Source organism: Allorhizobium undicola ORS 992 = ATCC 700741, assembly GCF_000621665.1.
In the GTDB taxonomy this organism is placed as follows: Bacteria; Pseudomonadota; Alphaproteobacteria; order Rhizobiales; family Rhizobiaceae; genus Allorhizobium; species Allorhizobium undicola.
Genome location: NZ_JHXQ01000008.1, coordinates 79,522 through 96,024 on the forward strand (window position 1 = coordinate 79,522; position 16,503 = coordinate 96,024).

Annotated in this window: 16 protein-coding genes; 2 read left to right on the top strand and 14 right to left on the bottom strand. The window is 59.9% G+C overall.

The annotated features are described in order from the left end of the window. Positions 1-30: 30 nt before the first annotated feature. Positions 31-657 carry a ribonuclease D gene (locus tag T424_RS0110565; RefSeq protein WP_027487701.1) on the bottom strand — a complete coding sequence of 209 codons (627 nt, stop codon included), beginning with the start codon at positions 655-657 and terminating at the stop codon, positions 31-33. 90 nt (positions 658-747) lie between these two features. Continuing rightward, the gene (locus tag T424_RS0110570) at positions 748-2,256 is read right to left on the bottom strand and encodes an alkaline phosphatase family protein (RefSeq protein ID WP_245269516.1); all 1,509 of its coding nucleotides are present in this window, start codon (positions 2,254-2,256) and stop codon (positions 748-750) included. Between the two features lie 519 nt (positions 2,257-2,775). On the opposite strand from T424_RS0110570, the gene T424_RS0110575 reads away from it, so the two are divergent. Then, positions 2,776-4,200, top strand: a complete 1,425-nt coding sequence (locus T424_RS0110575; protein WP_027487703.1) for a phosphomannomutase — start codon at positions 2,776-2,778, stop codon at positions 4,198-4,200. Positions 4,201-4,387: 187 nt separating this feature from the next. Here the strand turns inward: T424_RS0110575 and T424_RS0110580 are convergent, their stop codons facing one another. The 7 genes from T424_RS0110580 to T424_RS0110610 form a co-directional block, all read right to left on the bottom strand. Next, positions 4,388-4,912, bottom strand: coding sequence for a TIGR02281 family clan AA aspartic protease (locus T424_RS0110580; protein WP_027487704.1), 525 nt, complete (start codon positions 4,910-4,912; stop codon positions 4,388-4,390). Between the two features lie 274 nt (positions 4,913-5,186). Continuing rightward, positions 5,187-5,816, bottom strand: a complete 630-nt coding sequence (gene upp / locus T424_RS0110585) for a uracil phosphoribosyltransferase (protein ID WP_027487705.1) — start codon at positions 5,814-5,816, stop codon at positions 5,187-5,189. An 82-nt stretch (positions 5,817-5,898) separates the two neighbouring features. Continuing rightward, a complete protein-coding gene (locus T424_RS0110590) occupies positions 5,899-6,912 on the bottom strand; it encodes an adenosine deaminase (protein ID WP_027487706.1) in 1,014 nt (337 codons plus the stop codon). Then, positions 6,909-8,129 carry a phosphopentomutase gene (locus T424_RS0110595; RefSeq protein WP_027487707.1) on the bottom strand — a complete coding sequence of 407 codons (1,221 nt, stop codon included), beginning with the start codon at positions 8,127-8,129 and terminating at the stop codon, positions 6,909-6,911. Before T424_RS0110595 ends, T424_RS0110590 begins: the two co-directional genes overlap by 4 nt. Positions 8,130-8,287: 158 nt before the next feature. Next, positions 8,288-8,884 (bottom strand): TadE/TadG family type IV pilus assembly protein, encoded by a 597-nt coding sequence (locus T424_RS0110600; RefSeq protein WP_027487708.1) that lies wholly within the window; start codon positions 8,882-8,884, stop codon positions 8,288-8,290. After that, positions 8,881-9,594 (bottom strand): TadE/TadG family type IV pilus assembly protein, encoded by a 714-nt coding sequence (locus T424_RS0110605; RefSeq protein ID WP_154664875.1) that lies wholly within the window; start codon positions 9,592-9,594, stop codon positions 8,881-8,883. Before T424_RS0110605 ends, T424_RS0110600 begins: the two co-directional genes overlap by 4 nt. Positions 9,595-9,731: 137 nt before the next feature. Next, positions 9,732-10,157: a pilus assembly protein N-terminal domain-containing protein gene (locus T424_RS0110610; RefSeq protein WP_210164390.1), complete on the bottom strand. Its 426-nt coding sequence runs from the start codon at positions 10,155-10,157 to the stop codon at positions 9,732-9,734. Positions 10,158-10,525: 368 nt separating this feature from the next. Between T424_RS0110610 and T424_RS0110615 the strand changes: the two genes are divergently transcribed. Further along, complete coding sequence (locus T424_RS0110615) at positions 10,526-10,702, top strand: Flp family type IVb pilin (RefSeq protein ID WP_027487711.1); 177 nt, start codon at positions 10,526-10,528, stop codon at positions 10,700-10,702. A gap of 307 nt (positions 10,703-11,009) precedes the next feature. On the opposite strand, the gene T424_RS0110620 is transcribed toward T424_RS0110615, so the two are convergent. Genes T424_RS0110620 through T424_RS0110640 form a run of 5 tightly spaced genes read right to left on the bottom strand, consistent with a single transcriptional unit; the run spans position 11,010 to position 16,502 of the window. Continuing rightward, positions 11,010-11,984, bottom strand: a complete 975-nt coding sequence (locus T424_RS0110620) for a type II secretion system F family protein (protein WP_027487712.1) — start codon at positions 11,982-11,984, stop codon at positions 11,010-11,012. Positions 11,985-11,993: 9 nt separating this feature from the next. Continuing rightward, positions 11,994-12,998 carry a type II secretion system F family protein gene (locus tag T424_RS0110625; RefSeq protein WP_027487713.1) on the bottom strand — a complete coding sequence of 335 codons (1,005 nt, stop codon included), beginning with the start codon at positions 12,996-12,998 and terminating at the stop codon, positions 11,994-11,996. Then, positions 12,998-14,491 (bottom strand): CpaF family protein, encoded by a 1,494-nt coding sequence (locus T424_RS0110630; RefSeq protein ID WP_027487714.1) that lies wholly within the window; start codon positions 14,489-14,491, stop codon positions 12,998-13,000. Before T424_RS0110630 ends, T424_RS0110625 begins: the two co-directional genes overlap by 1 nt. 9 nt (positions 14,492-14,500) lie before the next feature. Next, positions 14,501-15,790: an AAA family ATPase gene (locus T424_RS0110635; protein ID WP_027487715.1), complete on the bottom strand. Its 1,290-nt coding sequence runs from the start codon at positions 15,788-15,790 to the stop codon at positions 14,501-14,503. A 10-nt stretch (positions 15,791-15,800) separates the two neighbouring features. Further along, complete coding sequence (locus T424_RS0110640; RefSeq protein ID WP_051558921.1) at positions 15,801-16,502, bottom strand: CpaD family pilus assembly protein; 702 nt, start codon at positions 16,500-16,502, stop codon at positions 15,801-15,803. Position 16,503 lies beyond the last annotated feature (1 nt).

Genomic DNA, 16,503 nt, shown 5'->3' on the forward strand with positions numbered 1-16,503 from the left:
AACCAGGCTGTAGCCGGACGCAAAGCCGGATCAGCTATGGGCGAAAATATCGGTCTCTTCCCAGCCGAGAAGATCGAGGCGGGCGCGCGTCGGCAGGAATTCGAAGCAGGCACGGGCGTGGTCCATGCGGCCATCGCGCAGCAGGCGTTGGGTGAGCTTGTCACGCAGGGCATGGAGATGCAGCACATCGGAAGCGGCATATTCGAGCTGCGCCTGCGACAGCGTTTCCGCTGCCCAATCGGAGGATTGCTGCGCCTTGGAAATATCCACTTCCAGCATTTCCTTGAGATTGTCCTTCAACCCGTGCCGGTCGGTATAGGTGCGGGAAAGCCTTGAAGCGATCTTGGTACAGAAAACCGGGTTCGTCACCACGCCAAAGGTGTGAAACAGCACGGCAATGTCGAAACGGCCATAGTGGAAAATCTTCTCCCGCGCCGGGTCGGATAACATGGCAATGAGATTGGGCGCTTGCCTCTGCCCTGCGGCGATGCGAATGACATCGGCGGACCCATCGCCTGGCGAAAGCTGCACCACGCAGAGCCGGTCCCGGCGCGGCACCAGCCCCAGCGTTTCCGTATCGATGGCAATGGCGCCAGTGTAACGCGCCGCGTCTTCGGCGCTGATGTCTCCCTCATGGGTGCGGATGATGGGCGGCATGGTGTCACTCCGAATATCAGGTGGGCCGCGGCTTCCGGTCAGCCGGGTTTTCCTCCGATTATGCTCTTATGCCGCCTGCGGCAACTCTTTTCATCTCTCGTGCCGGGGGCGGCTGAGCGGGCCTTCGGGTGTCAATTCGCTAAAGGCCAGCGTCTGGTCGAGATGCTCGGCGCGAAGGGCCAGCAGCTTTTCGGCATAGCGCAGGCGTATGGCAAGATAGGCCGGATCCTCAGCCACATTGGTCAACTCGCCGGGATCTGCGGCAAGATCGAAAAGCAGGGGCGGCAGTGCGGGAAAATGCACATATTTGAAGTCATGGTCGCGGATAACGGCCATATTGCATTGTGCCGATTGCAGGCCCATCGCCTCTTCGATGCGGTTTGATACGACGTCGCGGAAATCGAATTCGAAGAAGGCATGATCCCGCCAGCCCTGTGGTGCGCGGCCCGCCAGAAACGGCCGGAGCGAGCGTCCGTCCTGATGATTGCGGGCGCTCACCCCCATGCGCTCGATCAGCGTCGGCATGAGATCTGCGGCAGAGGTGAAGGCATCGACGGTCTTCCCGCCCCGCTCTGCGGGATCGCGGATGACCAGCGGAATGTGATAGGATCCGTCGTGGAACCCGCCCTTGCCGAACATCCAGTGATCGCCCAGCATTTCCGCATGGTCGGAAGTGAAAATAATCACTGTATCATCCCAGTCGCCCGCCGCCTTCAGGGCTTGCAGGATGCGGCCGAACTGCGCATCCACTTCCGAGATCATGCCGTAATAGGTGGCGCGCAGCAGGGCGATGTCGGCTTCGTTCCAATCCTTTACCTTCCCCTCCGCGCCATGCAGGAAGGCCGATTGCGGCAGAAGCGGCAGGAAAAGCGCCAGCAGCGGATGCACCGCCATTTCCTCTTCCAGCGTTGCATGGCGCAGGGGCCTTGCGGTGGCCGCAGGATCATAGAGCCGGTTGAACGGCTCGGGCACGGAAAAAGGCGGATGCGGTCGCAGGAAGGAAATATGCGCAAACCAAGGGGCCGTCTGCTCCTGCCGCCATGAAAGAAAGCGGTCCACCAGAAAGGCCGTTGGTGTTTCATCTGCCGTATAGGCGGGCGCGGTTTGGCCGGGACGTGAGCCGGTGAAGTGAATGTCGCGCGAAGGCCGCGTGCCGCCGCGCCTTTCCTGGAGCCAGCTTAGCCATTGCCGGTCGTCTTCCAGCAGCAATTGCCCGGTTGTGAAGCCTGGCAACACGCCCTCATAGCTCTTGAGGTGCGGATCCTGCGGGTCGTGGCGGCGAGGATCGGGCGAAACATCGGTGTAGCCGAACAGCGTGGGATCGTAACCGGCCCGACGTGCCGCAAGCGCAATCGTATCGAAGCGCGCATCGAGCGGCGAACCATTGCGGCAAACGCGATGGTTCATCTGGTAAAGCCCCGTATAGATCGAGGCGCGCGCCGGAGAGCAAGGGGCGGCACCGGCATAATGACGGCGGAACAAGACCCCCTCTTGCGCAAGACTATCGATATTGGGTGTCTTCACCAGTCCGTGGCCAGCCGCCGAAAGGCAATCTCCCCGCCATTGATCGGCAGTCACCAGCAAAATATTCGGCCGCATCTGTCTTTTCCCGTTCCAAATCACCCCGTGGCAACTATCACGACTTCGCATGTCAAAAGTCAAAACCTGCATAAGGATTAATCATAATAGGAGCAAAAAAGGTCAGCCTGTCTCTCCAGTTGCGATAACTGCGGCAGACTGCCGCAGGAAAGGGGGGCTTTACCCCCATGATATGCAGGGATTGCATTGCTGCGATGCGGTAATGGCGCTATTCACAAGCGTCAAATCGTTTATATTACAAATCATCGAAGCGACGCACTCCTCCTCCCAGTGTCGCTTGGATAGGATCGGCAACACTCCTCCTCCTCCCAATTGCCGATCAAGTTCAAGAGCCCGACGCACCTCCTCCCGCGTCGGGCTCTTTTACATTTCGGCCTTTGCCGTCTTTCCATCTCCTTCGCATTATGGGAAATATCCGCCGTCTCACAGGCCATTGCCTGCGCCGTTTCTGGCGCACGTCTTTGTGGGATATTCGTGTCAGGCGACTGGGCCGGCACGGCAAAGGTCAAGGGTAGGTGCGTGGCGGCAAAATTCGGAACAAGTGGCCTGCGTGGCCTTTCCACGGAACTGGTCGGCAGCGTTTCTGCGCTGCATGTCACGGCTTTTTTGAGAATGCTGGTGCAGAAAGGATGTGCCGCTCCGGGCGATCTTTTGCTTGTGGGGCAGGATTTCAGGCCTTCCAGCCCGGAAATTGCGGCAACGGCCATGGCCGCGGCGCAAAGGGCGGGCTTTCGTCCTGTCGATTGCGGGGCGGTGCCAACGCCGGCCCTTGCCTTTTATGGCCAAAGCATCAGCGCCGCTTCCATCATGATTACCGGCTCGCATATCCCCGCCGATCGCAATGGCATCAAGTTTTACCGCCCCGACGGTGAAATCGACAAGCAGGACGAGGCGGCAATCGTGGCGCTCGTCACCGAACTGGCGCAGGATGAACAGGCAGGGCTGGTGGCGCGGGCCAGCGGCGAGAACCGGCAGATGCAGGTGGAACGTCTGTTTCTGGACCGTTATCGCCAGCTGTTGCCCGGCAATATCCTCAACGGGCTTTGCATTGGCCTTTACCAGCACAGCAGCGTGGCTCGTGACCTGCTGGTGGACATTCTGGAGGGTTTTGGTGCGCAAGTCGTGCCCCTCGGTCGCTCCGAACACTTCATTCCCGTCGATACCGAAGCGGTCTCGGCGCAAACGCGCGCCAGTCTGGCGGGGTGGGCGGCGGCTGAAAAGCTGTTTGCCATCGTGTCAACGGATGGCGATGCCGATAGGCCGCTGGTGGCCGACGAGAAGGGCCAGCCGTTGCGGGGGGATCTTCTGGGGCTGCTGACAGCGCAATTTCTCAAGGCCGAGGTCATTGCAACGCCGGTTACGTCGAATTCGGGCATTGAGGCTGCAATCGGCGTGCCGGTGGTGCGCACGCGGGTGGGCTCGCCCTTTGTCATCGCCGCCATGCAGGAGGCTCTTGCCCAAGGACGGCAGCGGGTCATGGGGTTCGAAGCGAATGGCGGGGTGATGCTGGCCTCCGATTTCACCCTCGCCAATATCCGGCTTGCCGCACTGCCGACCCGTGACTGTGTTCTGCCCATTCTCGCGGCGCTGGGGCTCGCGGCGGGCGTGGGCGCCAGCCTTTCGGAGATGGCGGCGGGCATGGATCTGCCGATTGCGCTTTCCGACCGGCTTGAGCATTACGCGCTGGAGCGCAGCGCCAGCCTCATGGCTCATCTCAGGGCGGGTGATAGCCAACTCGCCGCCTTTCTCGCTCCGCTGGGCGCCATCCGTGACAAGAGCGATCTCGATGGCCTGCGGATAAGGCTCGACGATGACAGCATCATCCATTTCCGCCCATCGGGGAATGCGCCGGAAATGCGCTGCTATGTGGAAGCAAAGGGTGAACAGAAGGCAGCAGGCCTGCTTGCGGCCGGACTTGCCAAGCTGGCCAACTGGCAGGCCTGATGAGGAGAGGGGAAGCGGAGCGCTTGACGCCCCCGATACAGCATTGTTTTCCGCCTGTTGCCGTTACTGCATAATTCCTTAAATCGGAATCGATTTAAGGTGAAAATTATGCAGCAGATTTAAAGTGTTACAGCGCCGTGCGATAAAACGCACGGCGCTGTAAGGAGATGGGGGGGCTGCCGTGGCCTTATTTCTGAGCGAGTTTCAGCCGCCCGCCTTCTGCCTTGTAGCTGCCCAGTTTGCCAAGAAAACTCATGCCGATCAGCGTGCCGGACAGGGCATTGTCCCGTAGAACGAGGGCCTTGACATCTGTCACCCTCAGACTGCCAAGTTCCACGCGATCAAGGGTGACTGCTGCGGCATCGGTCTGGCCATTTGCCGTATTAACCCGATATTTGAAATCAAGCGTGGCGGCGGTGAAGCCCAGACGCCTCGCCGTGCTTTCATTGATTGCCACGCTCGAGGCGCCGGTATCCACCATCGCCTCCACGGTCTTGCCATTCAGCCGGAAGTTCGCGACGAAGTGTCCGCGCTCGTCCGCATCGATGACCGCCTGCCCGTAGCCGGCGGACGGCGTGGGGGCGGCAGGCGCAACGGAGAGCGTTTGCGGTGGCGGCGGGCTGGCGGACCTGTCCGGGGTCTCGATCAGCTGCGGAACCTGCGTGGCCGCCACGACAGCGAGACTTGCAAAGATCGCAACGCGCATCAACATCCGTCAGCCCCGTCTTTCTCGTGCGCCCCTTCAAACTGGCCCAGCATTCATCGAGAGTCATTGAAAATGACTCCCGAGATTTGTTTTCGAATATCTCAGGCCATTGAAGATTTTGCGATATTTGCAATTTTTTCTACTGCATAATTCCTTAAATCGGAATTGATTTAAGGTGAAAATTATGCAGCAGATTTAACGTGTTACAGCGTCCTTTGTGCGTTTGTTAAAACGCACGGCGCTGTAGGCGGGAATGCGTCGGCATCTTCGCGCCCTGGTATTACTTGGTGCCGTACATGCGGTCGCCCGCATCGCCAAGGCCCGGCACGATATAGCCCTTCTCGTTCAGGTGGCTATCCAGCGAGGCGGTGTAGACCTGCACATCCGGATGCGCTTCCACGAAGTTTTTCACGCCTTCCGGTGCGGCCAGCAGGCAGACGAAGCGGATATTGCGGGCGCCGCGCTCCTTCAGCTTGTCCACGGCGGCAATGGAGGAGTTGCCGGTGGCAAGCATGGGATCGACAACGATCACCAGGCGTTCGTCGAGGCTTTCGGGTGCTTTGAAGTAATATTCCACCGCCTGCAACGTGTCGTGATCGCGGTAGACGCCGACATGCGAAACGCGCGCCGAAGGCACCAGATCCAGCATTCCTTCCAAAAGTCCGTTACCTGCGCGCAGGATGGACGCGAATACCAGTTTCTTTCCCTCAAGCACGGGGGCCTGCATTTCGGTGAGCGGCGTTTCGATGGTTTCCATCGTCAGTTCGAGATCGCGTGTGACTTCGTAACAGAGCAGGGTGGAAATTTCCCGCAGCAAACGCCGGAAGCTGGCCGTGGAGGTCTCCTTGCGGCGCATGATGGTAAGCTTGTGCTGCACGAGCGGATGATCGATGACTGTAACGCCGTTCATGATAGCCTTCTCTTCTTGTTTTGCTTCATGGCGTTTCTTTCACTGAAACCACCCTGACGGCAAGCGAAACGTTCCACTTTTTTCATGGATCTTCGCGTGGGCCGGACGCTCTGGTGGCCTCGCAAAGCGTTTTGAACCGTGCCAGCAACGCGCTACGGCTATCCTCGTCCACGAAAGCAGCTTCGAGTGCCGTCTCGGTCATGCGATTGATGGCGGCATCGTCGAAGCCCATGGCGGCAGCCAAGGCGTAATCCTTGGCCAGCGAGGTGTGGAAGAATGGCGGATCGTCGGAATTGATGCAGACCTTGACGCCTGCCTTCACAAGGGCGGGCAGGGCGTGGCTTTCGTAATCGGGAAACACCTTGAGGGCGATATTGGAGGCCGGGCAGACCTCCAGAACCACGCCCTCTTGCGCCAGACGGCGCAGCAGATCCTCATCCTCCACGGCGCGCACTCCGTGGCCAATGCGGCTTGGCTGCACATGATCCAGCGCATCGGCCACGCTGAATGTGCCGCAAAGCTCACCGGCATGAATGGTGATGCCATAGCCCGCGCCGCGGGCGATCTCGAAGGCAGGCGCATAATCCTCCACGCGGTTCATGCGCTCGTCGCCCGCCATGTTGAAGCCCGTAACCAGCGGATGATGAAAGCGCTCCAGCCAGCGGGCGCGGGCCAGAACGTTTTCCGGCCCCAAATGGCGCTCGCCGATGATGACCATGCGCGATTCGATGCCGGTTTCTTCCTTTGCCGCCATCATGCCCGCGGCCAGTCCGTCGATATAGGCCTCTGCCGAAAGCCCCACCGCCTCGCCATGGTCGGGAGATACGAAGAGTTCGGCATAAAGGGTGTTCATGCCTGCAAGTTCGCTCAGATAGGCGTGGGCCAGTGCGGCATAATCCTCCTCTGTGCGGAAGACCGACGCCACGAAATCATAGGCCCGGATGAAACTGGTGAAGTCTTCCCAGACATAGGCGCCATCCCTGATGAAGCCTTCTGTTGAAAGCCCGTAGCGTGCCGCCTGACGGGCGGTGAGGGCAGGTGGCGCCGCACCTTCGATATGGCAATGCAGTTCAGCCTTTGGCAGATGACGGGTCACAGAAAACTCCTGCCGTGACGGCCAGGTTCGATGCCGAGATGAGCGGCGATGGTTTCGCCAATATCGGCAAAGGTCTCGCGAATGCCGATGGTGCGGGAGCCAATAGATGGGCCGAAGGCCATGACCGGCACGCGCTCGCGCGTGTGGTCCGTGCCGCGCCAGGTGGGGTCGCAGCCGTGGTCGGCAGTGAGAATGACCAGATCGTCGGGCGCAAGCCTGCGATAGACATCCGGCAGGAACATGTCGAAGCGCTCCAGCGCCGCGGCATAGCCTGCCACATCGCGGCGATGGCCATATTCCATGTCGAAGTCAACGAAGTTGGTGAAGAGCAGATCGCCCTCTGCCACATCTGCCATGGCGGCAAGGGTGGTTGCCATCAATGCGGCATTGCCGCTGGCCTTCAATTCGCGTGTCGTGCCCTGATGGGCGAAAATATCGCCGATCTTGCCGACGGCATGGATGCCACGGCCAGCGCTTTTGAGCCGGTCCAGCAGCGTAGGCTCTGGTGGCGGCACGGCGTAATCACGGCGATTGCCGGTGCGCTGGAAGCCCCCCGGCCTCTCCCCCGTGAAGGGCCGCGCAATGACCCGGCCGATATTGAGGGGATCGAGCAGCTCCCGCAGAATTTCACAAAGCGCGTAAAGCCTGCCGAGACCAAAATGGGTTTCATGGGCAGCCACTTGAAAAACGGAATCGGAAGAGGTGTAGCAAATTGGTTTGCCGGTGCGGATATGATCCTCGCCCAGCCGGTCGATAATTTCGGTGCCGGAGGCATGGCAATTGCCGAGAATGCCGGGAAGGCCGGTTCTTGCCAGCATGGTCTCGATCAGTTGCGCGGGGAAAGCCTCGCCCTCCCTGGGAAAATAGCCCCAATCGAAGGAAACCGGCACGCCAGCAATTTCCCAGTGACCGGAGGGCGTGTCCTTGCCGCGCGATTTCTCCGTTGCCGTACCATAAAGGCCGAACAGCTTTTGCGGCAGCGGCATTCCGGCGGGATAGGCGCCATTTGCCATGCGGGCGATTTCCAAGAGGCCAAGCGCCGACATATTGGGCAGGTTCAGCGGCCCCTGCCGCAGGCCGGGCCTGTCGGCAGCACCTGCGGCGCAGAATTCGGCAATATGACCGAGCGTATCGGCCCCTTCGTCACCATAAATGGCCGCATCCGGTGCGCCGCCTACGCCGAAGGAGTCGAGAACGAAGAGAAATGCGCGCGCCATGTCCGATCCATGTCCAGTCGATACCGAAACACACGTCGTCCGGTTTAATCAGGATGAATAGCCCTTCAGGAAAGGCTTGGCAAACCACATGGCAGGATCGCGGTGGCAGATCCTGTCCGGATGCCGGCTTCGATGTCGCGCACTTCTGTCCAATCCACTCAGCAATCTGAACAGGTTATGGAGTCATTCTGGCGCTGGCGGTAGTAATAATCGTCGCTGATTGAAATCGTGGTGGTGGTCGAACCGGCAAGACCGGGCAGATAGGTGACAAGCTCGTGCGGGACAGTCACTTCCGCATGGACGAAGAAGGAACTTGCCACGGCAAGACCGCTGGGCATGGTCACGGTGTTGCCGACCGTGTAGGGACGGCTTCCGTCCTGCGCCCATGACCAGGCCACGGTGGCCTTTGCGTTCGAATCCAGTGTGATGCCAGTGAGCTTTATGGAATAGCCCGTGGTTTTGTAGGGAACGAAGAGCGCGCCCAGCAAATCCGCCGATGTGGCGAGGTAGGACTTCGTGACCGTGGATTGACGCGCCACCATATCGGCAATTGCACCCGCGCTGACCGTCGTGCGCTTGGACACGCTGAGCGCCATGGTGAGTTCGAAGGCGGAAAGATAAAGAACCAGCAGCAAAGGCACCAGAATGGCGAATTCCACCGCGCCCATGCCGCGCCGGTCCTGCCAGAAAAGCCGCAGCAGGCGGAAAGATCCGCCGAATTTGCTCCTCCGGGTTTTGAACCTATGAAAGCTCACGGGTAATCCTCGTTCTGAAAAGCCGTCGTTGCAATGATCAGGTAATCGGATGTGGTGGTCGTGCCGGGCAGCTTGATGTTGGAAATGTAGGGCCGCACCAGATCAACCGTGACGGGCCAGTAGTAATAGAAGCGCACCATATTGATGGTGCTGGCGCCGCCCGGCGTGAAGGCGAAGGAGGACGTGTCGAGACTGCCGGACGAGGTGGATATGGTGGTGGGAATGGCGCTGAAGGCGGAAAAACTGCGCACGTCGATCCAAAGACGGGTCGGCGTTGAAACCTCGGTGGCGTTGCAGCTCAGCAGAATGGAAATTTCATCGCATACCAGCTGCCGGAAGCCTGCGGCGGTCTGGTCGGTGCTGCGGCTGAGGTTATAGGTGATGTTGCCGGTGCGGATCTCGCGGCCCAGCTTGTCCACCGCCGCATACACGACCTGTTCGGCGATGAAGGCGACGAAGGTTTCGAGAATCGCGAAAACGATCATCAGATAGGGAATGGCCAGAATGGCAAACTCGATGGCCGCCGCCCCATCTCTCGACCGCCTGAACAGACGCAACCTTCGTGAAAGATAATTCCAGGAAAAGCGGGAGCGGGTCTTCCGCTCGGCCAGTCGCGTCTGCGGCCCGCATGACCCCCTGGATGCATGAGGGGCACTTTCGAGCACTTCTGAAGGGCCGCTGGCCCTGTTTTGCAGGTAAGGGCTGGTCATGGGAAACGCAATCATTGAAACAATGATCCGACACTAAGGCTCGATCTGTTTAATTTTCGTTTCGCTGTTTGCGGTGTTTTGAACAATCTCGCGACAGGTCGCAGGCAAGGTCAGACACAATGCCATGTGCAAGGCGCTTACTGACCCGCTGTCGTGGACGAGGCGGAAGAGGAGGCTTCCGTTCCCGCCGTTGCGTGCTGTTCGCAATTGGGCGTGCAGGACAGCACGGTGCGGGAGGTCTGCTTGTACATGCGCACGGTGTTGCCCTCGTCGATGGACACGAGAATTCGCTCATCGACAATGGCGTGACCGCTTTCATCCAGCAGAATGAGATTGGTGGTGCCGAAGCTGCGCCCTGTCAGCACGATGGTTCTGGAATCGGCGACCGTGGCGTCGGCAACCTTGTCATTGCCGATAATGACCTTGCTGACGGGGCGATCGAGCTTCAGCACGCGAGCCTGATTCATGAAAACGCGCAGCAGGCCGTCATCGGCATGGGCGCCCGATGCAAGGCCCAGAATGAGCGCGGTAACGGCCGAGCCGAAACGGAACAGGTCAAGCATCGCCATAACGGGTGAACTTCCTTCATCGAAACATTCGAATGATGGACGAAATTGGTGAATGATTATTTAAAGAACTGTCTCAGGACGCGGCAGGATTATGGCGCAAAGAGGGCAAAAAGCGTTAAATAATTCGCACGACCTAAAACAGAACGTTAAGAAAAGTTCAGAATTTCCGGCGTGAAACGTGTATCTGGCATTTTAATTACTGCGCATTCAAAGCATTTACCATGGAAAAACTCCTGGGCCATTCATCATTTATTAAGGGGAAATATTAAGCCGATGGCAATCTGCGGCCCTGTAGCTTGCAGTCAAGCCGAGCAACGGGAACAGTTGACGGACACTGATCAACCTTAGGAGCAGGATAGAAAATGACCAAGCTTTTCGCACGTTTCTTCAAGAACGAATCCGGTGCAACGGCAATCGAATACGGCCTGATCGCCGCGCTGATTTCCGTGGCCCTCATCACGGGTGCCCAGACCCTCGGCACCAACCTGAATACCGCCTTCGGCAATATCGCCACCAAGGTGTCCAACAACACCAAGTAATCTGCGTTGCGACGCTTCGCGAAGAAAGCCGCCTCCCAGGGCGGCTTTCTTCTTTTCTGCCTCATTTCTCTTACTGTTTTACGCATTTCCGGACGGAAAACCGGTCCCCACTTTTCCTGGAAATGCTCTTACTGTTTTACGCATTTCCGGACGGAAAACCGGTCCCCACTTTTCCTGGAAATGCTCTTACTGTTTTACGCATTTTCGAACGGAAAACCGGTTTCCACTTTTCCTGAAAATCGCTCTAACATATTATTTTTGAAGCGTAATCTTATCGATCCTCGTTTCACTACGGTCGGATTATGCTCTAAAACCGGTCCGAGACACGAATGCCCGCCGGCCCCAGGATAACCGCCACCAGCACGGGCAGGAAAAACAGGATCATCGGCACGGTCAGCTTTGGCGGCAGGGCGGCGGCCTTTTTCTCGGCGGCATTCATCCGCTCGTCGCGGCCTTCCTGCGCCAGCACCCGCAGGGCCTGACCGATCGGCGTACCGTAGCGTTCCGCCTGAATGAGCGCCTGGCACACAGACCTTACGATATCGAGCTGGGTGCGGTTGCCCAGATTTTCATAGGCCACGCGGCGATCCTGCAAGAAGGAAAGCTCGGCGGTGGTCAGCACCATTTCCTCGGCCAGTTCCGGCGATTGCGCGCCCATTTCGTCAGCCACGCGGCGCATGGCCGCTTCCATGGACATGCCGGATTCCACGCAGATCAGCATCAGGTCCAGCGCATCCGGCCAGGCGCGGCGAATGGAATGCTGGCGCTTCTGCACGCGGTTGGAGACATAGATATTCGGCAGGTAGAAGCCGATATAACCTGCCACGATGGCAGCGAGCAGACGGATGCCGAAAGGCTTGTTCTGAAGATTGCCCAGTACGAAGATCCAGATCGTTGCCAGTGCCAGAAAAATGAAAGGCAGGATAAAGCGCGCCGCCAGAAATATGTTGAGCGCATTTTGCGACCGCAGGCCCGCCGCCTTCAACCTGTCCTGCGTCTTGTCGTCCACCAGGGCCTGCTTCAGGTTGAAGCGCTCCACGATGCGGCTGGCGGACTGGTTGTTCTTGTTCTTCAGGCTGCCACGGCTGGTTTCCGCATTCAGGCGCGCGCGCTCGCGGGCACGGATCATGTCGCGCTCCGTCGATACCGCCTTCATCCGCTTGCCGAGATCCTTGCGTTCGAGCAACGGCATGAGAATGGTATAAAGCGTCGCGAAAACCGCAAGCCCGACAAGAAGGCCGATCAACAGGTCGGGATTGGTGAGGCGGGTTGCCAGGTCCATGTCTGAGCCTCAGATGTCGAAGTTGATCATGTTGCGCATGATGAAGATGCCGATCGACATCCAGAAGCCGGAGACACCGAGAATGAGATGGCCGCGCGGATCGTGGAACAGCACCATGATGTAATCGGGCGAGGTCAGGTAGACCAGAAAGGCCACCACGAAGGGCAGCGAGCCGATGATCACGGCTGAAGCCTTGGCTTCCATGGAAAGCGCGCTCACCTTTGCCTTCATCTTGCGCCGGTCACGCAAGACCTTCGAAAGATTGGAGAGGGCTTCCGAGAGGTTGCCGCCCGCCTGCGACTGGATGGCGATGACGATGGCGAAGAAGCTGACTTCCTGAAGCGGCATGGTGTTGACCATGCGGGCGCAGGCCTCCGGCACGCTGATGCCAAGCTGCTGCGAATCCACCACCCGGCGAAACTCGCCTCTCACCGGCTCTTGCGAATCATTGGCAATGAGGCGCAATGCATCGTTGAGCGGCAGGCCGGATTTGATGGAGCGCACCATCACGTCGAGCGCATTGGGAAATTCGTTGAGAAACTTGTTCTGGCGGCGCTTGATCAGAAAGCCGACGATCCAGCGCGGCAGGCCCGCCCCCGCCGCAAAGGCCAGCCCGAAGGAAGGAAGCGGCGCCATACCGGTCAGAAAAGTCAGAAACAGCACCATGGCGCCCAATCCCGCACTGACCGCCACAAAACGGCCCATGGTGATGTTGAAGCCGGTCTGGCCCAGCCTTTGCCTGAGGGTCTGGCTGCTGGTCTTCTTCGATTTCTCGCTCTGCTTGCGCTCCATATCCTTGAGCGTGTCCTGCACCGATTTGCGGCGCTTGGACATTTCCTGAACACGGTCGCGCGAGGCTTTGGCCGCCCCGCTATCGGCATCGGCGGATTTGATGCGGGTGAGCCGCGAGGTGGCCTTCTTCTCGGTCTCTATCCGCCCGAAGAGAAAGACATAAGCCACCGATGCCGCAGCGATGGCGGCAAGCGCGACGACGGCAACCACTCTCAGATCCATCAGAGCCCCCCGCCTTGCTGTTCCATGGCATCGAGCGCTGCCGCCAGCCGTCTTTCCTCGTTGTAATAGCGGGCGCGATCCCAGAATTGCGGCTTGCCGATGCCCGTGGACATATGCCGCCCGATAATGCGGCCGGTCAGATCCTCGCCCTCGATTTCGTAGCGTACGAGATCCTGCGTGATGATGACGTCGCCTTCCATGCCCACCACTTCGGTAATGTGGGTGATGCGGCGCGAACCGTCGCGCAGGCGGGCGGCCTGCACGATGACATCCACCGATCCGGCGATGATTTCCCGCACCGTCTTGGCCGGCAGCGTATAGCCGCCCATGGCGATCATCGATTCCATGCGGTTCAGGCATTCACGCGGGCTGTTGGCGTGGATCGTGCCCATGGAGCCGTCATGGCCGGTATTCATCGCCTGCAACAGGTCGAAAACCTCCGGTCCGCGCACTTCGCCGACGATGATGCGTTCAGGGCGCATACGCAGGCAGTTCTTGACGAGGTCGCGCATGGTGATTTCGCCCTCGCCTTCGATATTCGGCGGGCGGGTTTCAAGGCGCACCACATGCGGCTGCTGCAATTGCAGCTCGGCCGTATCCTCGCAGGTGATGATGCGCTCGTCGGTATCGATATAGCGCGTCAGGCAGTTGAGAAGCGTGGTCTTGCCCGAGCCGGTGCCGCCGGAAATCACCACATTGCAACGCACGCGGCCAATGATTTGCAGCACCTGCGCGCCTTCGGGCGTGATGGCCCCGAAGCGCACGAGTTGCTCGAGGGTCAGCTTGTCCTTCTTGAATTTGCGGATGGTCAGCGCCGGGCCGTCGATGGACAGCGGCGGGGCGATGACGTTGACGCGCGAGCCGTCCGGCAGGCGGGCGTCGCAAATGGGGCTCGATTCATCGACGCGGCGGCCGACCTGCCCGACGATGCGCTGGCAGATGGACAGGAGCTGTGCGTTGTCGCGAAAACGGATGTCGGATTCGATCGTCTTGCCGCCGACTTCGATGAAGGTCTGGCCTGAACCGTTGACCATGATGTCGGCAATGTCGTCACGCGCCAGAAGCGGCTCCAGCGGGCCGTAGCCCAGAACGTCGTTGCAGATGTCGTCGAGCAGTTCCTCCTGCTCGGAAATCGACATCGCGAAATTCTTGATGGAGATGATGTCGTTGACGATATCGCGAATTTCCTCGCGCGCGCTTTCCTGGTCGAGCTTGGCAAGCTGGGAAAGATCGATAGTGTCGATCAGCGCCGAAAAGACCTGGCTTTTCGTATCGTAATATTCTTCGGTGCGGGTGGTGCGGCGGCGGGCGGGCTCGGCCGCGCCTGGCTGGCCCATGGGAGAGGCCTGCGGCACGAAGGCGGGCGCGCTGCGGGCGCCATCAACCCCGGCCTCCGCCAGAACGGGCTGGACCGTCGGCATACCACGCGCCTGCGGCGGGGTGGCCTGTCCGCTACCCTTTCCTGATGCATCGCCGCCGCGTTTACCGAACATCGCCTGTCCTCACCCCCGGCCCAGCAGGCCAAGCAGCCTGTCCAGTCCGTTCTTTCTGTTCTTCCTGATAGACGTGCGGCCCGTGATGGCATGGGCAATCTGCGAGAAGCTTTCCGCCGCAGGCCCCTTGCCATCGATTTCGGCAATCATCCGGCCGCTATTGGCGGCATTGCCGAAAAGCTGCGCGTCGAAGGGTATGATCGCCAGCGGCGTCATCTCCAGCGGCTCCAGAAAATCGGCGGGCGTGATTTCCGGCCGTTTCGGCATTCCGACCTGATTGAGAATGAGATGCGGCGGCTTGTCGTTGGGCCGCAGCTTCTTCAAGGCATCCAGCAGGTTCTTGACGTTGCGCAGATTGGCAAGATCGGGAACCGCCGTCAGCACGATCTCATCCACCTCGGCCAGCAGGGCGCGTGTCCAGTCGCCCCAGCCATGCGGCACATCCAGCACGGTCACAGGGGCAGACCGTTGCAGCACTTCCAGCACCGGCAGGAAGGCGCCGCGCTCGAAATCATAGGCGCGATCCAGAATGGAGGGGGCGGCCAGCAGTGAAAGGTTCTGCGAGCACGAGGTCAGCAGGCGGTCGAGAAACACCTCGTCCAGACGCTCCGGCGCAAACACCGCCTCGGCGATGCCCTGGGCCGGATCCTGATCGAAATCGATATTGGCGGTGCCGTAAGGCAGATCCAGATCGGCCAGAATGGTCTGCGAGGAAAACAGGCTGGCGATGGAAAAGGCGGCATTGTGGGCGATGGTCGAGGAACCCGCCCCGCCCTTGGCGCCGATGAAGGCGATGGAGCGGCCAAGCGGCTCGGCGTCGGGATCCACGAAAATACCGGCAATGGCCGAAATGACCTCGACCATCGAGACGGGCGCGACGATATATTCCGAAATCCCGTTGCGGATCAGTTCGCGATAAAGGGCAATATCGTTGTAACGCCCGATAATCACCACCCGCGTGGAGGGATCGCAGACTTCCGCCAAAGGCTGAAGCTCGACCAGAAGCTCCTGCGGGCGCGCGTCCGTTTCCAGAATGATGAGATTGGGCGTCGGCGCGGCGGCAAACATGTTGATGGCTGCCGAGACCCCCCCTTGCGTGATGCGCAGGCTGGCCTTGGTCATGCGCCGGTCGTGGCTGCAATCGTCCATCACCGCCAGCAGGCTGTCGCTGATGCAGAAGGCGTGGATCGAAATGCGAGGAAGCGGACGGAAATGGTCGAGGTCGCCGGGCGTGACCTTGTCTTCGGTCCCAGACAGCGGCTCGTCTCCACCGGGAATATCGTAGGAAACAGTACTCATGACACCCTCCTCAATCGCTCGAACTGGACGAACTGGTGGTGGAGGTATCCGTGCCGGAGCGATAATCGCTGATTACCGTCGAGCGGCGCTCGGCATCGATGGGGGTCATGCCGCGCGGGCGGATGAGGTCGGTGGGGCTTGCCACCTGCGCGGCCAGATTGGCCTGGCTGGAGCAGCCGAAATTATGCCAGTTGCGGTTGTCGCTCGTGTCGTTGGACAGATCTTCCGGCCATTGCCCGCACGGGCCTGCAACGGCTGTCGTGGCGGTATAGCTCAGCCGGATGGGGGCGGCATCGCCCGAGGGGCCTGCCTGATAATAACGTTCGATGATCTTGGGCGAGGGCACGCCCTTGGCAGCCAGATGGCTGCGGATCTGACGCGCAAGCGTGGCTGCGGCCTGGGTGTTTGGCGCGCCGCGCGGCAGCATCATCTGTACATAGCCGGTGGAGGCGTTGCGGTAATCCTGGGCAAAGCCGGTCAGCGTGTCGGCCATGCCGATGGTGAGCTTCGATTCGCCCGGCGCCACCGGCAGGTCGAGATTATGCTCCACATCCGTCACCACGATGGGGTGGCGGGCACGGTAATCATCCGAAATCGAGCCGGTTGCCATGGTGTCGCGGTTGGCGCAGCCGGCAAGGGCAAATGTCAGCCCGGCAAGGCCGGCAAGGGCGGCGGTTTTGAAGAGCTGTTCAGGAAGCGGCAGAATACGCATC